Source organism: Sorangium sp. So ce321 (genome assembly GCF_051530195.1).
In the GTDB taxonomy this organism is placed as follows: domain Bacteria; phylum Myxococcota_A; class Polyangia; order Polyangiales; family Polyangiaceae; genus Sorangium.
Genome location: NZ_CP150329.1, coordinates 12928875 through 12952927, shown reverse-complemented (window position 1 = coordinate 12952927; position 24053 = coordinate 12928875). Strand labels below are relative to the sequence as shown.

The 24053-nt window shown below is 69.0% G+C and carries 20 protein-coding genes; 6 read left to right on the top strand and 14 right to left on the bottom strand.

The features are described from left to right. The first annotated feature begins 239 nt into the window (after positions 1-239). Positions 240-1070 carry a hypothetical protein gene (locus WME89_RS48140; RefSeq protein ID WP_438006245.1) on the top strand — a complete coding sequence of 277 codons (831 nt, stop codon included), beginning with the start codon at positions 240-242 and terminating at the stop codon, positions 1068-1070. A 458-nt stretch (positions 1071-1528) separates the two neighbouring features. Further along, positions 1529-3442, top strand: coding sequence for a DUF4215 domain-containing protein (locus WME89_RS48135; protein WP_438006244.1), 1914 nt, complete (start codon positions 1529-1531; stop codon positions 3440-3442). Here WME89_RS48135 and WME89_RS48130 read toward each other — a convergent pair. From WME89_RS48130 to WME89_RS48105, 6 genes are all read right to left on the bottom strand, one after another. Beyond that, a complete protein-coding gene (locus WME89_RS48130) occupies positions 3429-3605 on the bottom strand; it encodes a hypothetical protein (protein WP_438006243.1) in 177 nt (58 codons plus the stop codon). The two genes, WME89_RS48135 and WME89_RS48130, sit on opposite strands and share 14 nt — an antisense overlap. Before the next feature lie 32 nt (positions 3606-3637). After that, on the bottom strand, positions 3638-4045 hold the full coding sequence (locus WME89_RS48125; protein ID WP_438006242.1) for an HNH endonuclease: 408 nt from the start codon (positions 4043-4045) through the stop codon (positions 3638-3640). Then, positions 4042-4257 carry a hypothetical protein gene (locus WME89_RS48120; RefSeq protein WP_438006241.1) on the bottom strand — a complete coding sequence of 72 codons (216 nt, stop codon included), beginning with the start codon at positions 4255-4257 and terminating at the stop codon, positions 4042-4044. Before WME89_RS48120 ends, WME89_RS48125 begins: the two co-directional genes overlap by 4 nt. 191 nt (positions 4258-4448) lie before the next feature. Continuing rightward, a complete protein-coding gene (locus tag WME89_RS48115; protein ID WP_438006240.1) occupies positions 4449-5045 on the bottom strand; it encodes a hypothetical protein in 597 nt (198 codons plus the stop codon). Continuing rightward, on the bottom strand, positions 5042-6976 hold the full coding sequence (locus WME89_RS48110) for a hypothetical protein (protein ID WP_438006239.1): 1935 nt from the start codon (positions 6974-6976) through the stop codon (positions 5042-5044). The genes WME89_RS48115 and WME89_RS48110 overlap by 4 nt, the downstream gene beginning before the upstream one ends. A gap of 372 nt (positions 6977-7348) precedes the next feature. After that, on the bottom strand, positions 7349-8569 hold the full coding sequence (locus WME89_RS48105) for a hypothetical protein (protein WP_438006238.1): 1221 nt from the start codon (positions 8567-8569) through the stop codon (positions 7349-7351). Positions 8570-8913: 344 nt separating this feature from the next. On the opposite strand from WME89_RS48105, the gene WME89_RS48100 reads away from it, so the two are divergent. Further along, the gene (locus WME89_RS48100) at positions 8914-9369 is read left to right on the top strand and encodes a hypothetical protein (RefSeq protein WP_438006237.1); all 456 of its coding nucleotides are present in this window, start codon (positions 8914-8916) and stop codon (positions 9367-9369) included. Positions 9370-9676: 307 nt separating this feature from the next. On the opposite strand, the gene WME89_RS48095 is transcribed toward WME89_RS48100, so the two are convergent. The 3 genes from WME89_RS48095 to WME89_RS48085 all read right to left on the bottom strand — a co-directional run bounded on the left by WME89_RS48095 (position 9677) and on the right by WME89_RS48085 (position 12995). Beyond that, complete coding sequence (locus tag WME89_RS48095; protein ID WP_438006236.1) at positions 9677-10705, bottom strand: hypothetical protein; 1029 nt, start codon at positions 10703-10705, stop codon at positions 9677-9679. 270 nt (positions 10706-10975) lie between these two features. Further along, complete coding sequence (locus WME89_RS48090) at positions 10976-12184, bottom strand: hypothetical protein (protein ID WP_438006235.1); 1209 nt, start codon at positions 12182-12184, stop codon at positions 10976-10978. Positions 12185-12665: 481 nt separating this feature from the next. After that, positions 12666-12995: a hypothetical protein gene (locus WME89_RS48085; protein ID WP_438006234.1), complete on the bottom strand. Its 330-nt coding sequence runs from the start codon at positions 12993-12995 to the stop codon at positions 12666-12668. 328 nt (positions 12996-13323) lie between these two features. Here WME89_RS48085 and WME89_RS48080 point away from each other — a divergent pair, with 328 nt between their 5' ends. Then, positions 13324-15738, top strand: coding sequence for a TonB-dependent receptor domain-containing protein (locus tag WME89_RS48080; RefSeq protein ID WP_438006233.1), 2415 nt, complete (start codon positions 13324-13326; stop codon positions 15736-15738). Between the two features lie 35 nt (positions 15739-15773). On the opposite strand, the gene WME89_RS48075 is transcribed toward WME89_RS48080, so the two are convergent. Then, a complete protein-coding gene (locus tag WME89_RS48075) occupies positions 15774-17855 on the bottom strand; it encodes a hypothetical protein (RefSeq protein WP_438006232.1) in 2082 nt (693 codons plus the stop codon). A gap of 33 nt (positions 17856-17888) precedes the next feature. After that, positions 17889-18029, bottom strand: coding sequence for a hypothetical protein (locus WME89_RS48070; RefSeq protein WP_438006231.1), 141 nt, complete (start codon positions 18027-18029; stop codon positions 17889-17891). A 156-nt stretch (positions 18030-18185) separates the two neighbouring features. On the opposite strand from WME89_RS48070, the gene WME89_RS48065 reads away from it, so the two are divergent. Next, complete coding sequence (locus WME89_RS48065) at positions 18186-18557, top strand: hypothetical protein (protein WP_438006230.1); 372 nt, start codon at positions 18186-18188, stop codon at positions 18555-18557. Positions 18558-18573: 16 nt separating this feature from the next. Here WME89_RS48065 and aroE read toward each other — a convergent pair whose 3' ends face one another. Together aroE and WME89_RS48055 are read right to left on the bottom strand one after the other, a co-directional pair. Next, positions 18574-19398 (bottom strand): shikimate dehydrogenase, encoded by an 825-nt coding sequence (gene aroE, locus WME89_RS48060; RefSeq protein WP_438006229.1) that lies wholly within the window; start codon positions 19396-19398, stop codon positions 18574-18576. A gap of 368 nt (positions 19399-19766) precedes the next feature. Continuing rightward, positions 19767-20720: a GlxA family transcriptional regulator gene (locus WME89_RS48055; RefSeq protein ID WP_438006228.1), complete on the bottom strand. Its 954-nt coding sequence runs from the start codon at positions 20718-20720 to the stop codon at positions 19767-19769. A 320-nt stretch (positions 20721-21040) separates the two neighbouring features. Here WME89_RS48055 and WME89_RS48050 point away from each other — a divergent pair, with 320 nt between their 5' ends. Beyond that, complete coding sequence (locus WME89_RS48050; RefSeq protein WP_438006227.1) at positions 21041-21778, top strand: DJ-1/PfpI family protein; 738 nt, start codon at positions 21041-21043, stop codon at positions 21776-21778. A 137-nt stretch (positions 21779-21915) separates the two neighbouring features. Here the strand turns inward: WME89_RS48050 and WME89_RS48045 are convergent, their stop codons facing one another. Then, positions 21916-23994: an FG-GAP repeat domain-containing protein gene (locus WME89_RS48045; protein ID WP_438006226.1), complete on the bottom strand. Its 2079-nt coding sequence runs from the start codon at positions 23992-23994 to the stop codon at positions 21916-21918. Between the last annotated feature and the right edge of the window lie 59 nt (positions 23995-24053).

Here is a 24053-nt window from a genome sequence, read left to right as displayed (position 1 = left end):
CGAGACGACCGCCGTCGACTTCTCCATGGGGCGACAGTACGCGGCCGGTGACGTAGACCCGCGGATCCGGGACAGCGACTTAGCGGCGATGGGATGCCACCTGGTTACCTTTCGCCACATTCGCCTAGCACACCGGTAGCGCTCGCATCGCTTCCACACCACCGGTGGGCGATCTACCCTAAGGCTGCGACATGACTAATGCTGATCAGGCTCTAGCTCGCATGCATCGAACTAGTGGGATGACCCCGCTTGGGGTGATCGCCACCTTTGTCATGCTGTCCGAAGTAGTTGCCGGGGTAGCGGCTACTCAGACCTCGGGAATGGTTCAAGTTGCGTTTTGCTCCTTTGCAATTGCCTTCCCCCTGCTGGTGGCTACGGCGTTTTTCATGATCCTGTGGCGCCGCCCATACGTCCTGTACCCCCCACAGGAATTCGGGGCCCAAGTTGACGTCAAAAACTACGTTGAGGCGATGCGAGCCCAGACTCTGGGAACTCAGGAAGTGATCACATTGGTTCGCACCTCGATCACAGAAGCCCTTGAATCACGTGAAGCTCGGGAGGCTCTGCTTCGATCCTCCGCTGCGGCAAGCTCGGCTGCTTCTGCGACTGCTCTTCATGAGGCTTCCGACGCGCTCATCAGAAGAGCAGTACAGAGCATTCAAGCGACCACGGTAGGTGTTGATCTGTCGGAGTTCGGAGGCACCACCGAAATGATCGTGCCGTACGACCAATCACAAGAATCTTTCGTGTTTATAAACGCTATATACTATCAAATCAGCCATCAAGTGCCTCCTTACACATACGGACAGAGCTGGGGACTTCAAGAGTCTGACTCCGGCGCGATCGTCCTTCCATCACGAGCTGATTGGAGAACCAGCCACATCGGTGATATGGGCATCAAAGCGGGGATGCGCTATCGAGCTGTCGCCCTTTCGATCGACCCGAGTACCAGAAAGCTGCGAGCAACAAAGACGAGTCTCACACGTCAGCCGTCTCAACCTGGATCACCGGTCCCGGCACCACCGCCTAAGCACGGTCGAAAGTTGCCTCCGTCCGCGGCGGAGCCGTGAGAACGCGGTCCCGATCGGCAACCCGAGGCTTCTTGCGGCCTCGCTCACCAGCTCGCCGGCGGCTCACGGCATCGCGGCGCTGACGTTGAACCACGTCGCTCCCGCAGGAGAGGGCGTCGCCCAGGGCTCATCCCTGGTTCATGGGAAAGCAAACCACCGAGGCACACAGGGCAGAACAAAGCAACTCCGTGCCTCGGTGGTTGAAATTTCCCATATCACGCAACAAGCGACGAGCTCTGGGGCCGCGGCGCTCGTTGGCAGACACCGCCTGACGATCCGCCCTCGTGAGAAGGTGACGCTGTATCCGGATTGTTCCACGCCTCACGCTGGTCGACTTCAATCCACGTCCGACCGGGCGGCCGCTCGCGAACGACGGGCTCGAGCTCAGGGCATCCGCGTGAGAGACTGTGGTCACTTCACGCCCCCGAGCGGTCCCGGGCGACCAGAAGGAGGAGATCATGCATCCTTGTGCTCCGCGGCTTGGTTCGACGATCTTCATCGCGAGCTGTCTCGCCCTGGCGGCGAGCTGCTCTGCGTCCAACGACGGCACCCCCGGCGGAGAGGGCCCGGGCGGCGGTGACAGTCCCGGCTCCGGCGGCAATGGCGCCAACGGCGCCAACGGCAGCACGGGGACCGGGGACGACATAGGCGTCGGCGACAACGGCGGCACGTTCCGTTGCGGCGACGGAGTCCTCACCTCGGACGAGGCCTGCGACGACGGCAACGCCGCGGGCGCGGACGGCTGCGCCGCGGATTGCCGCTCGGTCGAGCTGGGCTGGTCCTGCCCCGCGGCTGGAGCCACCTGCTTTCGCGTCGCCCGCTGCGGGGACGGCGCCGTCGTGTTCCCGGAGCTCTGCGACGACGCCAACACGGATCCGGGGGACGGCTGCTCGCCGACCTGCAAGGTCGAGGTGGGCCACAAGTGCGACGGCAACCCGAGCGCCTGCACGCCGACGGCCTGCGGCGACGGCGCCCGGGAGGGCGCGGAGAGCTGCGAGGACGGCAACACGCTGCCCTTCGACGGCTGCTCCTCGAGCTGCCAGGCCGAGCCCGATTGCTCCGCGGGCTCGTGCGCGTCGAGCTGCGGCGATGGCCTCGTGCTCGCGGAGGACTGCGACGACGGCAACACCATCGATGGCGACGGCTGCTCCGCGGCCTGCGTCACGGAGCCCGGCTACGACTGCGCCGTGCCCCAACCTTCGGGCTCGATGGCGGTGCCGGTGGTGTTCCGCGACTTCCGGGCGTCTCATCCCGACTTCCAGCCGGATGGCCCCGACCGCAGCGCGCCGGTCTTCGGCATGGTCGCCCCCCGGCTCGACGCCGAGAAGAAGCCTGTGCACATGGCGGTCGCGAACAGCCTTGTCACGAGCGCGCAGAGCTTCGCCGCCTGGTACAACGACGTGCCCGGCACGAACAGCACCACGGTCACCACGCTGACGCTGTGGGACACCGGGGACGGCCGCTTCGTGAACCGCTGGGGCGAGGACGGCGCGCAGTGGTCCCTGCTGTCCCCGGAGAGCGCGCATTACTGCGGCAACGTGGGCAACGAGGTGGACGGGGAGCCGTGCACCTCGACGGCCGAGAACACGGCGTCCTGCGGCGACATCCACAGCCCCGAGTTCCGCGGCTGCGAGGAGCGCGGCGGGGTCTACTGGGCGAGGTACATCGAGGCCTCCTACGACGGCAACCCGCTGTTCTTCCCTGTCGACGGCGACGCGTTCACCCCGGCGGCCGAGCGCGTGCCCGCCGATATCTTCCCGAGCTACGGGGATGGAAGCTGGCTGAAGGAGGAGGGCACCCCGGACCACAACTTCCACTTCACGAGCGAGATCCGCTACTGGTTCCAGTACACGGCGGGCCAGGAGTACGTGCTCGACTTCACCGGCGACGACGACGTGTGGGTGTTCATCAACGATCGCCTCGCCGTCGACGTCGGCGGCATCCACAGCGCCGTCACCGGGCACCTCGTCGTCAACGCCGCGGGGGCAGGCAGGGTGACCTACGCCGCGGAAGGGGACGAGGTCATCCCGGCGCGGAACGTCGACCTCGGCCTCGTGGACGGCGGCGTGTACCAGATCGCCGTGTTCCACGCCGAGCGACAGACCGCGGCGTCGACGTTCAAGCTCACGCTGCAGGGCTTCGCGACGGCGCGCAGCGAGTGCACGCCGGCCTGCGGCGACGGCATCGTCAGCCTGGGCGAGCAGTGCGACGACGGCGTGAACGACGGCGGCTACGGCGAGTGCGGGCCGCGCTGCCAGCTCGGCGAGTTCTGCGGCGATGGCGTGGTGCAGGACGTGGAGGAGTGCGACGACGGCAACAACCTCGACGGGGACAGCTGCGGCAGCGGCTGCCGCAACCTCACGCCCCGCTGAGCCGGCCCTGAGCGGCCGCCCGACGGCCGGCCGCCCGGCGGCGCTGCGCGATCTGCTCGTCCAGGGCGGTGAACGCCTCGTCGAGCTCCTCTCGTGAGCTCAGGCGTCCCTTCTCGGAGAGCTGGTAGCCGAACTCCAGCGCGCCCTTCTCGATCTGAGCCATGGCATGGTCGGCGTATTCAAGGACGGGCGACCTCACGGATGCCGGCCTCGGCGCAGCAGGAACGCACGCAAGCGAGCTCGATCTTCGTGGTTCATGTCCAGGAGCTGGACGGTCGCGCGCCCCTCCGCCGTCAGCCCGTTGATGGAACCATTCGACGCCGCGGCGAAGTGCTCTCCCCACGATGGATGCCTGGGATGATAGAGAGGCACGACAAGTCTGGTCTCGGGGTCAATCGACGCGAACTTCGGACCCTTCTTCAAGTTGCAGCGGATGCAGCACAGACACAGGTTGGAGACATCATCTGATCCACAATGTTGCCTTCCGATGATGTGGTCGATGGGATGGGGTAAAATCGATGCGTCCTGCGGAAGACGGCAGTAATCACATGCCCCCTGCGCGCGCCGCTGGACCAGCTCCCGCGTGTCGGTCGGGAGCTTCACGAGGCCGCGCGCATGGTCCACAACTCCTCAGCCTGAAGCTTGAGGAGGCTGATCATGTCGTTCAAGCGGACGACCTCGGCATACTCTTTGTGCTCTTCAGGCGTGAGGACGCCGCTGGTGCTCTTCCGAGCGAGCTCCTCGACGCGGGGTGCCAGGTCCTTGCTTACGGCGTCTAGCGCCGCCTCGAGTTGCTCAAGGGTTCGCTTATCCATGAGTTTCTCCTTCTTCAGCGCCTCGCGTCAGGGTGCCACCCGCCTGCCGTCAGGACAAGCTTCGCCACGGACCGGCCGCCGTACAGCTCAGGCGCCGGGCAGGCTCGCGCGAGGGGCGCGAGGGACCGACGCGTTCGTGTCCCATGCCCCCTCGCCGAGCCGGACACGCGCAACAAGGCGCCGGACGGGGCTCAGAGCAGGCCCACGATCGGCCCCGCGTCGCCGTCGAGCCATTGCTCGGAGATCACGAAGGCGGTCGAGACCCCGAGCTCGCCGCGGTATCCCCCGGTGGCCGAGAGGATCTCGATCACCCGCCGGTCCCCGAGGCGGACGGGGAAGACCACGGAGACGCCCGTCGCGAGCCCGAGCGGATCGCGCTCGCTGTTCTTCTGGTCCAGCCAGAGCCACTCCTCGCCGGCGCTCGCGCCGAGCGTCCTCACGACGGCCACCGAGGGCATCGCGCAGTCGACGCGCAGCCACTCGCGCCGCATCCGCGCCTTGCACGCGGCGCCGCCCCTGTCCCTCGCGAGCCGCACCGGCTCGGCGGCGTCCCACTCCGCCGCCTGGGGCCGCGGCGTCCGCTCGGGCGCAGGCGGCGCCTCTTCCAGCACGCGCACCTTCGGCGCCGCCGCGCCCTCGCCCCCGTCCGGGAGGGCTGCCACCGCCTCCGCCGGAGCCCCGGCCGCGGCGCCGTCCGGCGCTGCGGGCGCGGCGCTCGGTGGCTCCGCGGCTTGCGCCGGCGCGAGCGCGCCGAGCAGGACTGTCCCTATCCACAGGAGCTTCTTCATAACGTCCTCAGGAAGGCGACGAGCGCCGCCCTGTCCTTCCTCGACATGTGGCTGGTGCGGCCCATGCGATCCTTGTTGTTCTCGACGAGCTCCTCGAGCGTCCTCGCGGAGCCGGTGTGGTAGTAGGGCGCCGTCCCGGCGATGAAGCGCAGCGATGGCGTCTTGTACACCTGGCCCTTCTTCTCGCTGTAAAACCCGAGCGGGATGGCGAAGTCCGGCATCGGATAGCCCATCCGATCGGTGTACTCGGTCTCGGGCACATGGCAGCGGGAGCACTGCGCCGCCTCGCTCGTGAAGAGCGCGAAGCCGTGCTTCTCCTCCGGCGTGAGCGGCCGATCCTCCCTCGGCGGGGGCACGAGCCCCTCGCGCAGGAAGCTCGCGAGATACCCTGCGCGCACCGCGAGCTCGCCGTCCGAGCCGCCGCCCAGCCCCCATCGGTGCAGGCCGAAGCCCTCCCGGACGCGCGCGGCGAGGCTCTCGCTCTGGGCGTTCCAGCCATAAGGGCCCTCGGCCGACACGCGCCCTGCGAGCATGGGTGTCTGTCGCGCCACGCCGCCCGCGAGGCCCTCCATCGGCCGGTTGTCGGCGGATCCGAAGAAGTTGGCGAAGCTTTCGCCGCTGACCTCGTGCCACACATGGCCGTCGTCGCGCCCGTCGGGGTGACACCCGGCGCACCCGAGCCCGCCGCTCGTCATCCAGTCGGTCGCGTTGTAAAAGAGCTTCCGGCCGACGGCGGCCTTCTCGTGGAGCGGAGGGTCGGCCAGCCGGATGAACGGCACAGGCCCCTGGTCGTAGGGACCCGCCGCCTTGTGCTCGTCGAGGCGCACGATGGCGAGCGTGTCGGTCGAGCGGCAGTACACCCACGCCATGGACTCGTCCCCGGAGAGGGCGACGCCGGTCGGCGCGCCGCACAGGGTCGCCACGCCGACCTGGCGCGAGAGGGCGTCCAGCGACCCCGGCGCCGGATCGCCGAGCGCGGGCGCGCTGAAGAGCGGATAGGTGCGCAGCGGCCGGAGCGTCGGCTCGACGGAGAGCGCGTCGAGCTCCACCAGCGTGTCGGTGCCCTCGCTGGCGACGAGCAGCGTGCGGGTGCTCTCGCGGTACACGAGGGCGCGCGGCTGGACGAACGGGGCGAGCTCACTCCGGGGCGCTTCGCGCTCCGGGTCACCGGTGATGTCGAGCTCGAAGTCGCGTGCGATCCGGATCGGGGCGCCGTCGCGGCGGCGCGGCGCGAGGGGCTCGTCGTTGCCCGTGCGCAGGACGTCGACCGTGGCGGCGCCGAACCACGAGAGCTCGCCCAGCGCGCCGAGCGCGTGGCGCGCGACGAAGAGGCGGCGGCCGTCGGGGGAGAGCGCGGCCGCGTAGCCGAGCGAGGCGGCGCGCGGCGCGTCCGGAGTGGCGCGGTACGGCGACGGGGGGAGCGCGATCGGCCTCGCCTGGGGCGGGGAACGCAGCTCGACCCGGGTGAGCGCCGAGGACGTGAGGTGCGTTATGTACGCGGCCGCGCCGTCCTCGCGGACCACGACGCCGCGGGGCTCGCGCGGGACGTCGATCGACCACGACCGCGTGGCGGTCGCGAGATCCACGGCGGAGACCTTGCCGGTCCACGCGCTGGTGACGAGGGCGGTGCGCTCGTCCGGCGTGATCGCCAGCCCCCACGCGTCGGCCGGCAGCGGCACGCGCGCGGCCTCCACGAGCCCCGCCGTCGGGTCCGGGCGCATCACGAGCAGCAGCCCGGGATCGCGGATCGTGACGAGCACGCGGTCGGCGAGCGCGAGGACCTGCGCGGGGCGGCCCGGCAGCGCGATCGCGGTCGGCGGGGCGCTCACGTCGACGGGCAGCGGGATGCGCCGGAGGACGGCGTGGTCCTCGTCGGCCAGATACAGCGCGTCGTCCTGCGGGGAGCGCACGAGGGCGCCGCCGGCCCGCATGACGGCGCGGAGCTTCGGGGGCGGCGATGGAGGAGGGGACGGCGGTGGTGGAGGAGAGGGCGGGGGAGTCGCCGTCTCCTCGGCTCCGGCATTCCGCTCGTCCGGCGCGGTTTGCCTGGAGGGGCTGGAGCAGGCCGCGGAGAGGACCGCGGTCAGAAGGAGAGTCGGTGTTTGCGGCTTCATCGGGCGCTTGCGACAACGACACGGCGCACCGGAGTTATTCCAGGGTTTGCCGGTTCCGGTGACGCGGCGACCCGAGCCAAGGGAGACCCGACCCAGGTTGGGCATGGGTCAGCCACCTCCAGCATGAGCTCAGCAACACCGCGAGGTCCTCGCGCGCGGCCACGCGCTCGAAGAGCCCTGGAACGCCGCTCAGAAAGACCCCGCGACGCCGCCCGGACCCACGGTCCATCGCAGCGCCGGGCGCGCAGCAGCCTTCGGCGGCGCGACCGGGACGAGCGCCGGCTCGGTGCTCGGCCCAGCGAGCGTCTTGACGGTCAGCCCGACACCCCCGAGTCCGATCGCGGCGCCCAGGACCGCCAGCACGGCGCGCCCGGCGAGCGCTTCCAGGCTGCCCCCGATGGCGGATGTCGATTCCGGTCCAGTGCTGGGGGGTGAGCCATCCACAACGATCGCTGTCGTGACGGCCGCGGCCCCGAAGGCGGTCAGCGCCAGGCCGAGCCCGATCGCGGGGCCCTTCGAGGCTGCGACATGGCGAACCTGCGCGGTGACGGGAGCATGGCCACGCGGCGATGAAGGCAGGCTCCGCAGCCTCACGGATCGATCAGGCGACCTGACGGAGATCACGAATCCATGGTCGAGCCCCGCGGGCATGAGCCAGCGCGAGCACGGGAGCTGGCAGCGCACCCCCTCCTGCGACTCGAGCTGCCAAGGCTCGGCGGAGCTCGGGGGGAGGAGCCGCACCTCGGTCGCGCAGCCGACGCGACCTCCTGGACTGTGGCCCGGCGCGGCTCGCTCGAGGGGGGCGAGCGTCACCTCGACCGGCGATACCTCGCGCGAGCTCGTGCCGAGGGCAGACCACGCGCCAGCGCTGTTCGAGACCAGCGCATCGAAGCTGCCCACGCCGATCGCCGCGACGACGTGGGTCGCCTCGGCGCAGGGGGGAGCGCTGAAGGAGGCGGGCAGGACGCCGTCATCGAGCTCTGTGACGTGGAGCTCGCGCTGGATGCGCGTCCGGAGGATGAGCGGACGCTGGGGCGCGAGGGACGGGAGGAGCGACTCGCCGCCGGCCGGAAGCTCGCGGAAGAGGCCTGTAGCGTCCTCGACTGAAACCGTCTTTTCCTGCGCATGACGCAGGGGCCGCGCCGCGAAGCGGGCCTTGATTGTACAGGCGTCGAGGAGGGTGAGACGGCCACCCACGTAGCGAGCAGCAGGGGAAAGGCCGGCGTCGGCGAGGCGCGCGAGGCTCGCCCGACGCTCGACGGGCCAGGCGCCGATGTTCACCTGAGGAAGGCTCTCTCGTGGCGGGCAGGAGCCGGTGCTATCGACGTCGAGCTGCTGCACGGATGACGCGCACCCGCTGCAGGCGACGAGCAGGGCGACGGTCCAGCAAGACGTGAGGAGAGCCGTCATGGAGCGCGAGTATATCAGGGCGACCCGTCATGATCGTGGGCACTCCAGCGTCCGGACCACGCTCCGACCGGAGCCGGGCCGCGGCGACGCGGTGCTCTCAGCGCGGACGGTCACGACGGCGCTGGGCAGGTGTCGTCCGTACTGTAAGCGAAGGTTCCCCTTGCCGAGGGGCTGCCCCATGACAAGCCGTCTTCAGGATCTCCTGCTCGCGATCATGGACCGCAAAAAGCACTGGGCCTGGACGCACCTCACGGGCCCTGCCCTCGGGGGGCGCGTTCGACAGGTCCCTCATCCTGCTCGTGGACGAGTTCCATTCTCTTCCGCCCGCAGTCCTCGACCGCCTGGTGAGCGCTTTCCGCAAGATCTATCTCGCCCGCGAAGCCTACACGCTGCACGGGCTCGCGCTCATCGGCGTCCGGGCGGCGCTAGGGGTCGACAGCCTCCGGGGCTCGCCCTTCAACGTCCAGCGCTCGCTCCACGTCCCGAACCTCACGCGCGACGAGGTGCTCGACCTCTTCGCTCAGTACCAGGCCGATAGCGGGCAGGCGATCGAGCCCGCGGTGGTGGAGCGCGTCTTCGAGGTGACGCGCGGCCAGCCGGGCCTCGTGGGCTGGTTCGGGGAGCTCCTCACCGAGAAGTACAACCCCGCTCCGGAGGAGACCATCGGGCTCACCCAGTGGGAGCGGGTCTACATGCTCGCGTGCCAGGTGGAGCCCGCGGGCGCGCGAGCAGGCGGCGCGCTACGCGCAGCAGCAGGGGCTCACGACGGCGACGCTGGCGCTGTTCGTGCAGTCGGATGACGAGGGGGTGCTCGCAGCGCTGTCAGGGGAAGAGGTGATCTCGGGGCTCAGGGGGACGACGGTGGCGATCGGGTGGAGCTGAGCGGCGAAAAGGTCGTGGCCGAGATGAGGCCGCGGCCGGTCGTGGCGGCTGCGGATAGCAGTGCCTTACTTGTCGACGGATGTCATCGGTGTACGTAGGCATGCTGCAGTCGGTGCCGCGGACGATGAGCGCCGCCCCTGCTGAGCGCTAGCTAGCGCTCCCTATATGTATTGAATGGATGTAGCTTTTCATTCGACAGGATGTCCGAGCACGATAATGGCTCACTCACAGTGCCGTGTTTTCGCCTACACGCTTCTCGATCGCGGTGGCTAATCCGATGCCGAGCTCTTGGTGATAGTCGTGTCGCAATTTTCGGGCATCGGCAAATGGATTCGGAAAGAACTCGAGGACGTCCTGGTGCAGCGTGATCACACCACATAGATCGGACGGGGGTGGCTCGCGGGCGAAAAAGCCGGGTTCACGTATGTAGTGTCTCTTGGTCGCGTCGTAGCCAAGGGACAGCAACAAATCTCTCCAAGGCGTCTTCAGTCGTTCTTCGACGATCTCTGGATATCGTACGGCTGGCGAGCGTCGTTCATCGGGTCCCATCCAGGGGTTGAAGGTGGACGGACCATAGAGCACACGCGCAAAAGCGTCGTACTGTCCCAAGGTCTGTTGTGCGTCGACGGCGACAAAGTACGGGTGATGCTGCTTTGTCTCCGGCCAGCAGCTCGGCTTTGCAGCCTTTTTGACCAGGCGTGCGACGAGCTGATTGTCGTAAGATTCGTTCGGAATGAAGGTCGCTGCGGTGTTCCAACTACCCAGGCGCCCACGGCCGGGCTCGCTGCGCATGAGATCGATCTGCGCGCCACGAATTGTGGTCTGGAAGGGCAGATTTGAGGGGTCGAGCTCTTGAACTAGAGCGATGATCTCATCCGCGATGGCCTCGATCAGGCGCTCCCGCTCCGTTCTCTCGTCGTGGCGAACAACGAGACTCGAAAGGCCCTCTGGGAGGGACATGCGAAGGACGAGGTCTCTTTCTTCCAGCACGGGTGCCAAGCGCTCATGCAGTTGAGACCCAGTATCATCAGGGCTCCAGCGGAACACTTCGACGTATGCTCGGTAATCCCGGTGGTAAAGGACAAGGTCTGGAGGCGAAGTGGGCCATTCTGGCCTCGCATCGTCTGGCAAGAGCTCTACAGAGTGTCCACGTTGCGCGAACGCCACTGCGACACGCACCTCGGAGAGAGCCGAGACGATTTTTTCTTCGGAACGCGCGTCGGCCAGCTTCCGTCGAAGTCCCAGGATGGACATTCCGCGTGTTGCTAGCAGAAGCTCCTGGCAAGGCGTCCAGAAGGCCGCTCGAGCGTAGGGAGAAGCCGAGCAGTAGAGTGGTGCGAAGTCAACATTGCCAGCGAAAAAATCCTCGAGGATGGAGAACGAGGAGCGGTCTAGGTCGGCTACTTTCATGTGAACCCACACTTGCGAGCTTGTCTGGGTGTAAGTGCGGTCCGGATATGCGCGAGGTACGATCTCTCCGTCGCTCGCAACGATTCGGTGCCATGTGTCATGCCCCCAGAATGTTCAGAATCCCGCGTATACGACATCGCTGTTCGAGAAGGCAGTGAGGCCGCCGTCAGACGATATTTTCAAGCCAACACCCAGCTTTGATAACTCGAGTGCCGCGGCGCGACGGCCCCCGCCTTCGCTTCCCCCTGGAACTCGCACAATCGCGCCTGCGGCCAGGATCGCACCCGTATGGGACAGGATCACTGCGCCGTCCAGTGCGAGAAGATCCTGGCGCACTGCGCGATCAAGTTCCTGGAACGAACGTCCACTGATGATCGTGCGCAGCGCCGCGAGCTTCGCGTTGTCCCCGGATGAGGCCAAAATGTCTTCGTCAGCAACAAGACTTCTGACATTATGAGAATTCGCCATGGTCACCATTGCTACGCACGCACCTGTTCGGGCAAAGGATGCGTCGAGGCATGATTCGTAGACGCTTGCGCGCAATGAAGTAGAATGAATTTTCCAGCGTCGGATTGTGCTTGCCTGATCGAAGTAGATCCACGAGCCGCGCCGCCGCGCGAAGCGCAACTCTCCGTCCGTAAAGAGCAAAATTTCACCACGGCGGCTGAGGCACAGCGATAATCTGTTTTCCTCTGCCCATGCAGCTGCGCCGGAAAAGCGAAGAGGAGCACGGGCGCTGTTGTTACCACCAGATAGAGAGTGGAGTCCACGTACCTGCCCGGTGCTGTCGAATACCATCAGACTGCTAACGCCATCACCAAGCACCTTGGCGACGTCGAGCCTCCGGTATTCTTCAAAGTTGACACTAGATGTTTCTGATGATTCATCGCGCGTCGTTAGAAAACCTAACCCGGCGGTAACTTCTCGCCCCTCGTACGTTTGCACTGCCCAATGCTCGAGAGTGGCGAGTGCATTTCCAAGCAATTCAGAAGGTGCGTGCTTGACGGACTCGATTACTACAAATCGACCCAATGAGCGAAGTACCTCTGTTTCGTACGCTTGACCGATTGCGCTATCGACGTCTTCGCACGCTTTCACGAATGCGTCTATGAGTCCTCGTTCTGCCGGGCTAAAGCTCTGGCTTCGCGATACCGTGAGTCGCTGCTGCCAGGACTTGTCGAGCTTGAAACTGACCTGTTGTGATCCGCCCACCCACGCGACTTTTGCGTCACGCGAGGAGGATTTGCCTATCTGGAGGCTTGATCCTGGAAACATTGGCAGTAAGTGTTCTATGGCAAGCGTTTGAGCCTTATCAATGTCCATGTAATCTCCCGCAAAGCACGATGGGCATGTTCGTTCTCCGGTAGTCTTCACATATGCATAGAACGACGTGCCGGTCTGCCGCCGTGTAAGGCATGGACCCGAACACGCTCACCCTTTTCTCTGCCGAACCCCCCAGGAGTCGTCTCTCTTATGCCGACGTCACTGGTCTGCCTAAAGTGCCGTCCAGACATCGGGGCCACGCTCCCTGAACTGATCTATGTGGACGACTCTACAGAAATTTGGTGCTTGTGTAAGCCCGATCTGCCGAGCGCGGCCGAAGCAGGTGCGTCTCGTGCTGACGAAGCCACAGGTGAGCAACGCCGCAGCCGCGAGCCTCGCATCCAGCCTATAGTTCCTCGTCGTGGCCGGGAGCTCCGCTCGAAGTGTACCTGGAGCAAGAATGCCGTCCAGGTTCGAGTGCCGCAGGTCGCAGCCGTACACCGGCGCTCACGCGCGCGGAGAGCTATCCTCCTGCGAGGGGTCACGATTGGCGGAGCGGCTCCGCAAGCCAGCGAACCAGCGCCTCGCCCTCGAGATCGAGCAAGGCATCCTCGACCTCGCCCGGACCCATCGCGCGGGCCCGCTCGATGATCGAGCGCTCCTCGTCGTTCGTCGTGCGTCGCCCGAGGCGCCGCGCGAAGAGGCGACCGAGCAGCTCCGCGATCGCCTTCTGCTCGCCTCGTTGCTCGGCCTCGATGATCATCTCCCCGATGATCGGCGTGCGCCGGAGCAGCCCCTCTTCCTTGTCCTCCACCATCTTGATGAGCTCCTTCCGCAGATTATGCCCCCAGGGATCGATGGTCGCCATCACCAGGAGCGCCGTGTACAGCTCGGCCCGGCCAGCCTTCAGCAGGAGTTGGCCTCCACGAGGCCGAGATCAGCGCGAGCGGCCGCTACAAGCGAATGTCGACGGCGAAGGGCGTCGACCTCGGCGCCAGCGCCCCTGCCGATCTGCCGGACGGCGCACGATCTGACGAAGGCCGCCCTGCCCCGGCAGCATCCATGCGAGGGTGATCCGGACGCGAACGGTCCCTCTGCAAGAAACCGATCAGGACGTCGGCCAGAGAACCGCTCATGTGAAAGCCTCCATGGCCTCCACCCCTTCGCCCCCATGCCTCCCGGCGCCGTGTTCTGCTCCGATGCTCGCTCGGCCGCCGTTCCGCTGCGCGGCGATGGGCGTCCTCCGGCGCTCCACGGCAGCCGCCGCGCTGCTCGCGAGCACGCTCGCGCCGTGCCGCGCCGTCGCCGCGCCCGACCCACCGCCGCCCGGCGAGGCGCCGCTGGCGGAGCCGTCCCGCGAGGCGCCGCCGGCGGAAGGGCTCGTCCCGCCAGCGCCGATCACGCCGCTCGCCGCCGGCTACCCGGACGGGGCGCACGGCGACGCGACGGTCCGCCTCGTCCTCACGGTCAACGCGGACGGGACCGTGCGCTCCGCGGTCGCCGAGGAGGGGCCGGAGCCGTTCGCGTCGGCCGCCGTGGCCGCCGCGACGTCGTTCCGCTTCGCGCCGGCCACCCGGAACGGCGCGCCCGTCGCCGCCAGGATCCGCGTCGAGGTCCGCTTCATCGAGGCCGCGCCGCCGCCGCCTCCTCCTGGCGCCACGCCGCCCAGCGCCACGCCGCCTCCCCACGCGCCCGCGCCCTCATCCCCGGCCCCCGGCCCGCCCCCGCGCGAGCCGCCACCCCTCGAGGTCACCGTCCACGGCGAGCAGACCGCGCCCGGCGTCTCCACCTTGAGCCGCGGCGAGGTCCGGCTCGTCCCCGGCGCGTTCGGCGACCCCTTCCGCGCGATCGAGATGCTCCCCGGCGTCACGCCCATCGTCTCGGGGCTGCCGTTCTTCTATGTGCGCGGCTCGCCGCCAGGCAACGTCGGTTACTTCCTCGATGGCGTCCGCGTCCCCTACCTCTATCACCTCGGGCTCGGGCCCTCGGTCGTCCATCCCGGCATCGTCGATCGCGTCGACCTCTATCCTGGCGGCTACCCCGCGCGTCACGGGCGCTACGCCGGCGGGATCGTCGCCGGCGAGACGACTCCGCCGCTCCCGTACTGGCACGGCGAGGGCACGCTCCGCCTCCTCGACGCGGGCGCGCTCGTCGAGGGCCCCTTCGCCGGCGGCCGCGGGGTCGCGCTCCTCGGCGGCCGCTACTCGTACACGGCGCTGCTCTTCTCGCTCGCCGCGCCCGGCGTGGCGCTCGACTACTGGGACTACCAGGCCCGCGTGTCCTACGAGGTCGCCCCGGGAGGCCGGGTGAGCCTCTTCGCGTTCGGCGCCCGCGACTACCTCGCGGAAGAGGAAGGCCGCGAGACGACGACCCTCTTCGATACGACGTTTCACCGGGTCGATCTCCGGTACGACCATGCCTATGGCCGGGGCAGCGCGCTCCGCGGCGCGCTGACGCTCGGCCACGACGAGACAGGGATCCAGGACGGCCAGAAAGCGCTGACGCGGACCCTCGGCGCGCGCCTCACGCTCGATCATCGCCTGCGCGACGAGACCCCGATCCGCGCCGGCCTCGACGCCGTGCTCGAGGACAACGCGATCGATCTCGGGACCGAGGTCGGGTCTCCCCCGGGCGGCATCGACCAGGACGACGACGACGAGATCACCGACATCCTCCTGTCCCGCGTCGACTTCACCGTCGGCGGCTACATCGAATCCGATATCGCGGTCACGCCGCGCCTGCGCGTCACCCCGGGGCTCCGGCTCGATCTCTACCACTCCGACGACACCGTCGCGCTCGCCGTCGATCCGCGCCTCTCGGCGCGGCTCTCCCTGGCGCCCGGCGTGACCTTCGTGCAGGCGCACGGCCTCGCCTCCCAGCTGCCGAGCTTCGTCGTCCCGATCCCCGGCGTCCGCCCGCGCCTCGGCGACGGCCTCCAGCGGAGCTTCCAGTCGAGCGCCGGCGTCGAGCTCGAGCTGCCGGAGGACATCACCGCCACAGCCTCGGTGTTCCACAACGCGTTCTTCAACATGACCGACGCGATCGGCGCCGCAGGCTTCGATGGGGCCGACGGCGCCTTGACCCGCCGCGCGCTCGGCGCCGCGACAGGCCTGGAGCTGTCGGCCCGCCGGCGGCTCACGCGGCGTATCGGTGGATTCGCTTCCTACACGCTGTCGCGCTCCACGCGGAGCTTCGGCCGGGCCAGCCAGGTCACCTCGGTCGACCGGACCCACGTGGCGAACCTCGCGCTGACCTACGATCTCGGCCGCGGGTACAGGGTCGGCGGGCGCGCCGTCTTCTACTCCGGGCTCCCCCAGGGGAAGGTCGACGGCCCGAGCTCCCCGCCGGGGAGCGGCGTCCCCGGCGGCCCGGAGGCCACCGCCGGCAGCCCGGTCCGGTGGGAGCGGCTGCCCCCGTTCTTGCGGCTCGACGTCCGCCTGGAGAAGCGCTGGTCGATCGGGAAGACAGGCTGGCTGTCGCTCGTCCTCGACGTGCTCAACGCCACGCTGTCGAAGGAATACATCCCGGTGCCCTGCTACGGGTTCTCGTCGTGCGAGCCCGAGGAGATCGGGCCTGTCACCGTCCCGATCCTCGGGCTGGAGGGCGGCTTCTGACGCCCCGTCGCGAGCTTCTGCTGTGAAAGCCCGGGCTACGGCAGCCACCGGCCCACGTCGGCGATGGCGCGGGCGACACCCACGAGCGCCGCCGAGCCGCCGAGCCGCCGCACGAGCGGCGAGAGCTCGGTGAGGCCGCCGTACCCCACCAGCATTCCGGGGAAGTCGCTCGTCCACTCGTTGCCGAGCTCGTCGCAGAGGACCATGGCTGCATCGACGAGGGCCATCCAGGGCGCGCAAGCCGCCAGGACGCGCAGGGCCAGCCGGTCGCCGTGCTCCCGGTAGGCCGCCATGACCTCGCGCACGGCCCGCTCGCGCATCTCCTCGGGAAGATCGGGCAAGATGCCCGCGAACGCGACCATCCGCGATTCCCCTTCTCGGCTCTCCGCCAGGCGCCACGCTTCCTCGGGCGAGAGGCCCGTGGGGCGAATCACCGTATCCCTCGCCAGGTACCCGTCGAGCTCCTCGTGCGTCGCGCCCGCGCGGATCCGACGGGCGCGCTCGGGGTCCGCCGCGCTCTGGTCGTCTGTCACGCAGGGGATCGGTAGGGGGAGGACCTCGTCGAGACCCGCGCGCGCCTCGGTCGCCCACCGCCGAACCAGCCGCTGTTCCGGTCCTGTCAACGCGGAGGCGAGCGTCACCAGCGCTTCGGCGCGTTCGCGCGTAGCGCCAGTCGACTTCTTCAGATCGACGGTTGGTTCCACGTACGGCTCCGCGCGATAGTCCACGTCCTCGCGGCTTCCCTCCTTCGCGAACAAAGATCCTTCGACCAAGGCGCAACGAACGACGGCGCATAGCAGAGTCGTCCTTTCTTGCTCGGTCACTCCAGCGCGCGCTGGACTGCAGGCTTCGATGAGCGCGTCCTCGGCGGCGTGGCGGGCGCGACGAGCGTCGCTGGTGAACCCGACCAAGCCGCCGGGACGGCTCATCCAGATCCGGAGCCACTCGGGCGACACGAGCGTCATCAAGTCAGACGCAGAGGCAGAACGCCGCTTCATGTGGGCGCCCAGGTACTCCACAAGGTAGGATGGCCACCCCTCGGGCAAGACGCGTCCGCATGTGAGCGCCGCCAGCCCCCTCTCTATGAGAGCATCTTCCACGGACGCGACCTTGCTCGCCTCCATCATCCAGCTCGCACGAGCCGCGTCATCACGGAATGAATACTTCCCATCGTCGCTCAGAAGGACGAGCTCATGGGCAGAATTGGGCCCGCTCTCGAGAGCTTCAAGCTCGGTCGCGTTCAGACCCGCTGCCGAGACGAGATCATCGCTCGATACGGGAGCGAGTACCGCACCAAGTGTATCGAAGAAGCGGACCAGCGAGGGTTCCATGTCGCCGGCTTCCTCAACGGCTCGCCGCGCCTGCGTCGTTCTTTCCGAAGACTCGCCCTCGCCGGCAAGCAAGAAGAGGCTCGTCTGCTCCGGAGACCAGGCGAGGCGTTCACGCAACCCCAGGCCGCGCGCGGAGGAGCTCTCTGGACAGGTGGATACAACGATGTGCGCCCCGTCGCAGCCTTCACCTGAGAAGGGCATTCGCCCATGCGGCCATCCGTCCGCCGCCCGCTCGATCCCGTCCACGATCACGAGCAACTGGGGACATTCCTCGTTGGGAACCGAGGAGACCGAGCCGACATCCCGCAGCGCCATCCGGATCGACAGCATCAGCTCCTCGGGGCTCCGGGGCCGACTGAAGACCGCCGTCGCTGAGCTCCGAAACAAGCCGAAGAACAGCTTCAGCATGTCGCGCTCGACCGAGGTTCCAAAGCACGGGCTTACCGGCACGAAGATCACCTCGGCTGCCTTGCGCTCCACGATCGATAGAGCCCATCGCGCCAGGAGGGCCGTACGTACCCCGGGATCGGCGCTCGCCACCAGGGCGCAGGCGGGTCCGCCAGCAAGCCAGCCGTCGAGCTGCGTGAGCAACGGGACGATCTCCGGCGGGGTCGGCCGAGCGACGACGTCTTCCGCGATCGCCCGCCAGAACGAGGCGAGCCCGCGATGCGATCGCGCATAGCCTCCCTCCGGGCCGCGCAGGGATTGAATTGCATCTCGTCTCGCGGCGAGCTCCTGATCGCCAGTCGAGTCGTCGATCCACTCCGCGCACGTACGTGTGTTCATCGTGCTCCCTGAAAAACCTTCGCGGTTGCAGGATCACAGGTCGAGCGCGACTCGCCTCCCCTGGGCGGCGGTGTTCTTCGCCTCGAAGGCGGCGATGCGCCGGTCCCGCCCGCGCAGCACGTGGACGACGCGCCCCGAGGCGCCCGTCACCTCGAGGAAGGCGCCGGGGTTCATGGCAGGGATGTCCGGGACCGGGGCGGTATGCGCAATACCCCGAGGCTACTTCAGCGGAGCGAGCCGGGGCCAGGCCCCAGGGCGAAGGCGGGCAGGGGAGCGCTTCGCCGTCGGACCACCTTGCCCGCGCGCGGACGGCGTGCCTTGATCCGGCGCGTGACAACGGCGTTCTTCGAGGCAGGTGGCTTTCGTTTCCGGCTCGACCGCGAGGGCGCCGAGGTGAGCGAGGCGCCGGCGCGCCCGGTCCAGGCCAGCATCGACCCCGACGAGGCGGGCCTCGGCGGGGACGAGCCGCTGGCCGAGCTCCTCGGCCGCCGGCTGTCGGCGCTGCTCGGCGCGCCGGTGAGCGACGAGGAGGGGATCTTCGACCTGGCGGTCGAGCGCGAGGGGGCCGTCGTCGCGGCCGTACAGCTCTCGTGCGGCGAGGACGACGAGGACGTGCTCGAGCTGCTGGGCGAGCGCGCGCCGTCGGTGCAGGTGCGCGCGCTGGTCGAGGCGCTGGTCGAGGCGCTGCGGAGCCCGGGCTGACGGGCAGCCGCTCCTCTCAGGCGGCCCGCAGGGCGGCGATCACCGGCGCCGTGTCGGGCCGGATGCCGCGCCAGAGGGTGAAGCTCTCGGCGCCCTGCTCGACCACCATGCCGAGGCCGTCGGCGGTCTGACCCACGCCGGCCGCGCGCGCCGCCTGCACGAAGGCGGTCGGCTCCTTCCTGTAGGCCATGTCGTAAGCCAGCGAGCCCCGGTCCCACACGCCGGCGGGCAGGGGCGGCACGTCGTTGGTCATGGACGAGGCCGAGCCGTTGATGACCACGTCGAAGCGCCCGACGATGTCGGCGAAGCCGCCGCCGGCGAGCTTGACGGCGCCGGCCTGCGCGCCGAACGCGGCGGCGAGCTCCACGGCCTTGCTGGCGGTGCGGTTGGCGATGAAGATCTCGGCCGGCCGCTCATCGAAGAGCGGCAGCAGGGTGCCGCGCACAGCGCCGCCCGCGCCCAGCAGCAGCACGCGCGCGCCCTCGAGAGCGCGGCCGAGGTTGTGCGTTATATCGCGCAGGATGCCGAAGCCGTCGGTGTTGTCCCCGAGGATCGTGCCGTCGGCGCGGAAGGTGAACATGTTGATCGCCCCGGCGGCGCGGCCGCGCGGCGTCAGCTCGTCGGCCATCGCGAAGGCCTCGAGCTTGAAGGGCATGGTGATGTTCATGCCCTTGCCGCCGCTCTTCTGGAACGCGCGCACGCCGGCGACGAAGCCGTCCAGCTCGCCCAGGATCGCGCCATACACCATGTCCTGATCGCGCTGCTTCGCGAAGGCGGTCTGGAGCGCGGGCGACTTGGCCTGGGCGATGGGGTTGCCGATGATGGCGTAGCGGTCGGTCATGAGAGCCTCCGGGAGGCATCGGTAGTCGATCGGAGCTTCATCGTCCTCATCTGTGGTCGCGCCAGGCCTGCGCGCCGCGCCGGCGCCCCGCGGACGCACCCCATCCGGCGGAGCGCGCAGGGCCGTCTCCAGCTCCGCGCGCCCCGCCGGATGCGCTCCACGCTGCGCTGCGCTTGTCGCACGACTCAGCAACGCGCGGGCCACACGCGAGCTCGCCCGCGGTCGCCGCGGATCTACGGCCCCGTTCATCTATTTTGCCAGGAGCGCACGGCGGCGCCCCCTCGGGCCGAGCGGCCCGCCCGGCGCCGTCACGCGGGGCTGTACACAGCGTCAACCGGGAGTTGACGCGGCGGGCGCCCGGCGCCGGCTCACGGTCGCCCGAAGCGCCGCCGGTACTCCTCCGGCGTGACCTGGAGCGTGCGCTGGAATGCGCGCCGCATCCGCTCGTCCGTGCCGAAGCCGCAGTCGCGCGCGAGCTGCTTGATCGACGCGCGTCCCCCCTCCAGGCAGGAGCGCGCCTGCTCCAGCCGCGCCGCCTCGACGAACTTCGCGGGGGTCGTCTGCAGCGCCTGCGTGAACGTCCGCGCGAAGTTGCGCGGGCTCATCCCGGCCTTCTCGGCCAGCACGTCGACGCGCAGGTCGGCGTCGAGGTGCCGCAAGGCCCACTCCGTCACGCGCCGCAGCGGCCCCGTGGCGGCCGTCTGCGCGAGGAGCGGGCGGCTGAACTGCGACTGTCCGCCCGGGCGCTTGAGGAACACCACCATGCCTCGCGCCACCTCGAGCGCCACGTCGTACCCGAGATCCTCCTCCACCAGCGAGAGCGCGAGATCGATGCTCGCGGTCGTGCCCGCAGACGTGTAGATCTTCCCGGATCGCACGAAGATCGCGTCGGGGTCGACCTCGACGGCGGGAAACTGGCGCGCGAGCGTGGCCGCCGCGCCCCAGTGCGTGGCGGCTCGGTGCCCCGCGAGCAGCCCCGCGGCGGCGAGGATGAAGGCGCCAGTGCAGACGGCGCCCATGCGCCGCACCTCGGGCGTCGCCGCGCGGAGCCAGCCGAGCAGCCGGGCGTCTCGCATCGCTTCACGGGTGTCGCCCCCCGCGACGAGCACCGTATCGGGGCCGGGGGCCACTTCCTCGAGCGCCTTGTGGGCGACGATCTGCGCCCCGGATATCGTCCGGATCACGCCGCCCGGCACAGCGGCGATCTCGACGGCATAGGCCGGGGGAGCCCCAGGGCCTTTCGGGCTCGCGAGCTCCGAGGCGAAGGCGAAGACGTCGACGGGCCCGACCACATCGATGGCGCTCGCGCCGTCGTAGGCCACGACGACGATCCTGCGCGTCGGCGCATGGCGGCTCGCGCCCGGCGAGCCTTGCGGAGCGCGCTTCGAGGGACGGGTCCGCTTCACGCGACGACGGTACCCGCCGCGCGGCTGGCCGCAATGACAAAGCACCTGCATTTCCTGCCATGCCTCCCGCCGAGGCGCGGAGCAGGGGGCGCCGCGCGCCCGGCGCGCCGCGCGGCGCGTGGCAGGAAATGCAGGTGCTCTGTCCTTCTGCCTTCCCGCGCCGGGCGCATGGTCACGGGCGCCGCTCGCCGAGCGCGCCCCCCCGGCCCTCGCGCGGGACAAGAAAGGACTCCAGGATGAGCGTCCACGAAGAACCCACGTTCACTGTGCCCCTGAGCCTCACCACGCAGCGCAAGCTCCAGGTGGCGCTCTTCGTCTGTCCCGGCTTCTTCTTGCCCGACAACATCGGCCTGCAGACGGTGTTCGGGATCCTGCCCAACGTGGACCTGCACCTCGTATGGAAGAACAGGGACGAGATCGAGGGCATCCCGCGCTTCACGACGCGGGCCACCACCCTGTTCGGCGACTGCCCGAAGACGCTCGACATCCTCCATGTGCCGGCGATCCCGCCCCACGCCATGGAGGATGAAGAGTCGCTCGCGTTCCTCGCGGAGTACGGCGGCCGCGCGGCGTGGCTGTCCGGCGTCTGCGGGGGCTCGCTGATGCTGGGCGCCGCGGGCCTGCTCAAGGGTTACCGGGCCACCACGAACTTTCACATGCACGACCAGCTCGCCTATTACGGCGCGATCCCCACCAAGGGGAACGTGGTGGAAGACCGGAATCGGATCACCTCGGGGCCTGTCTCCGGCGGCTTCGATATTGCGCTGCGCCTGCTCGGGCGTCTGTGGGGAGACGAGATTGCCAGGGAGTGCGAGCTGGACATGGAATACGCGCCGGAGCCGCCCTACGGCACGGGCAGCCCCGAGCTCGCCGGGCCAGAGCTGACGGAGCGGTCGATGCAGAGGATGGCGCCGCTGATCGAGGAGGCGCGCCTGGTAGGCGTCCGCGCTTCCCGGCGGCTCGGGATCGCCTGAGCCGCGCTCCCGCCGCGTCCACTTCGCCCTCGGTCTCCTCCAGGACGCAGAGATCTGCGGATCACGAGCTCATCGACGCGGTCCTCGCGCCGTTCGCTCCGTGATCGCGTGAGGCGGCGCCCCGCCGTGGCGCGGGCTCAGAGGTTGATGACCAGCACGGTCACTGCTTCACCGTCGTCGTACACGATGTCGGGCTTGCCGTCCCCGTTGAGGTCGCCGACACCTACAGCGTTGCCCCAGCTGACGATCGTCTCGTCGAAGACGTGGTCCTCGCCGAACGCCGCTCCCTCGCTGACGAGCAGGTGGATCACGCCGTCCCTGCCCCAGTTCGCGACGACATCGTCCTTGCCGTCGCCGGTGAAGTCGGCCATCTCGACCGCGGAATACTGATTGGCCGACACCTGGTGCTCGGGTCCCTGGGAAAAGCCGCCCGCGCCGTCGCCGACGAGCACGCGCAGCCTCCCGTCGAGCATGGTCACGACGAGGTCCTCGTCGCCGTCGCCGTCGAAGTCCCCGACGGCCACCCACGATGCCTTGGAAGGCATCGCAAAGAACGCCGGCGGATCGAAGCTCCCCGCCCCGTCGCCGAGCCAGACGCTGACCTTCATCTGGTCCCAGTGGGCCGCCGCCAGATCCGCGTTGCCGTCGGCGTCGAAGTCCCCCAGGGCGAGCTTGACCGGATAGTCGGCGTCCACCGTCGATGCTGCCACGAACCCTCCCGCGCCGTCCCCCAGGTACACGGTCACGGTGGAAGCCTCGCCGGCCGCGACATCCAGATGCCCATCGCCGTCGAAATCTGCGGCCACCATGGAGAGCGCGCCCAACCACGGGTCGACGTCAACGCGGGGTAGAAACGTCGCTCCCGACCCACCCTCGTTGAACATCAGGCCAAAGGCCCCGTCCACGGCGTCGAGATCGCCGTCTTCGTTGAAGTCGGCGACGACCATCTCGCCATAGTAGCCGCTGAGCGGCGGAGCCCAGACGGGATCCTCCAGCCGCCCCGTGCCCTTGCCTCGCAGCACGCCGATCCCGTCGCCGGCGGCGCCGACGATGACGTCGGCGAGGCCGTCCTGATCGGCGTCGCGGACGAAGATTTGCTCCAGACCGCCGCCGGGGAAGGGCCTGGAGGCATGGATCGTCTTGACCGAGCAGATCGCGTTCAGCGGCGCCTGGCTCGGGTTCGGGACGAGACGGCATGTATCGGAGGCGTCGTAGAACCCGTCCCCGTCCTCGTCGAAGAACCTGTCGATGTCCGGCACCTCGGCGGGCGAGCCCAGCTCCTCCAGCCGATCGCCGAGGAGGTCCATCACGTCGTATCGGTCGATCGCCGCGGCCGCGGCGGCGAGCTCCGCGACGAGCGCGGGGTCGAGCGCGCCGTCGCTCGCCAGGTCGAGCGAGAGCCGGTTCACGAGCTGCTGCATCGTCGCGTCCACGGATCCGTGCTCACCAGCGGCGAGGAGGGCTGTCTTGAGCACCACGGCCCCGACGGCGAGGAGGTACGCATTGGCGTCGCCGTCGCCTCCGAGCGCGTTCATCTCGACGCCGCTCGCGTGGGGGTCGAAGCCTTCCGGGCCGATGCCCAGCGCGGCGCGGAGCTCGCCCTCGGCCTGCGCGACCGCCGCGGTGAGGTCCCCGGCGCCGTCGGCGAGCACCCTGGCCCGCTCGTAGGCCAGGTGGGTGATCAGGTTGACGTACGCGGTCTGCTCCGGCGCGCCGCCGGCGACGTCGAACAGCGCGCGCAGGGTCAACGGGGCGCCCGAGAGGCGACCGGTGACCTCGTTGTAGTAAAACCCTTGGCTCTCGATCGAGACAGGGCCGGGATTGGCGAGCTCCACGCCGAAGTGTCCGAGGTCGTTGTCCGTCGCGGTGAGGAACACATGGCCCGTCGGGGTCAGGTCGTGACGGAGGGCCGAGATCGCCACCGACGAGCCGACGATGAACGGCCCCTTCTGGACGGCTCCCGTGAGCTGCACAGGCCCCGCGCCGCCGGCCCCAGCGCCGGTGGCGCTGCTGGTCGCCTCTGTGCCTGTGCCCGCGCCGCCGGCCCCAGCGCCGGTGGCGCTGCTGCTCGCGTCCGCGCCTGCCCCCGCGCCGCTGGCGGTCGAGCTCGCCGTTCCGCTCGTCTCGGGGTCGGGGGGCGCTGTTTCCCCCCCGCACGCGCCAAGCAGCGCAGCGGCGGCGAACGCGGAAAGGGAGCGGTTCGGCCACTTCATCATGTTTGCAACGTAGCATGGCTGTGGAGAGCAGCGGGAAGCGCCATCGACCGTCGCGGCCG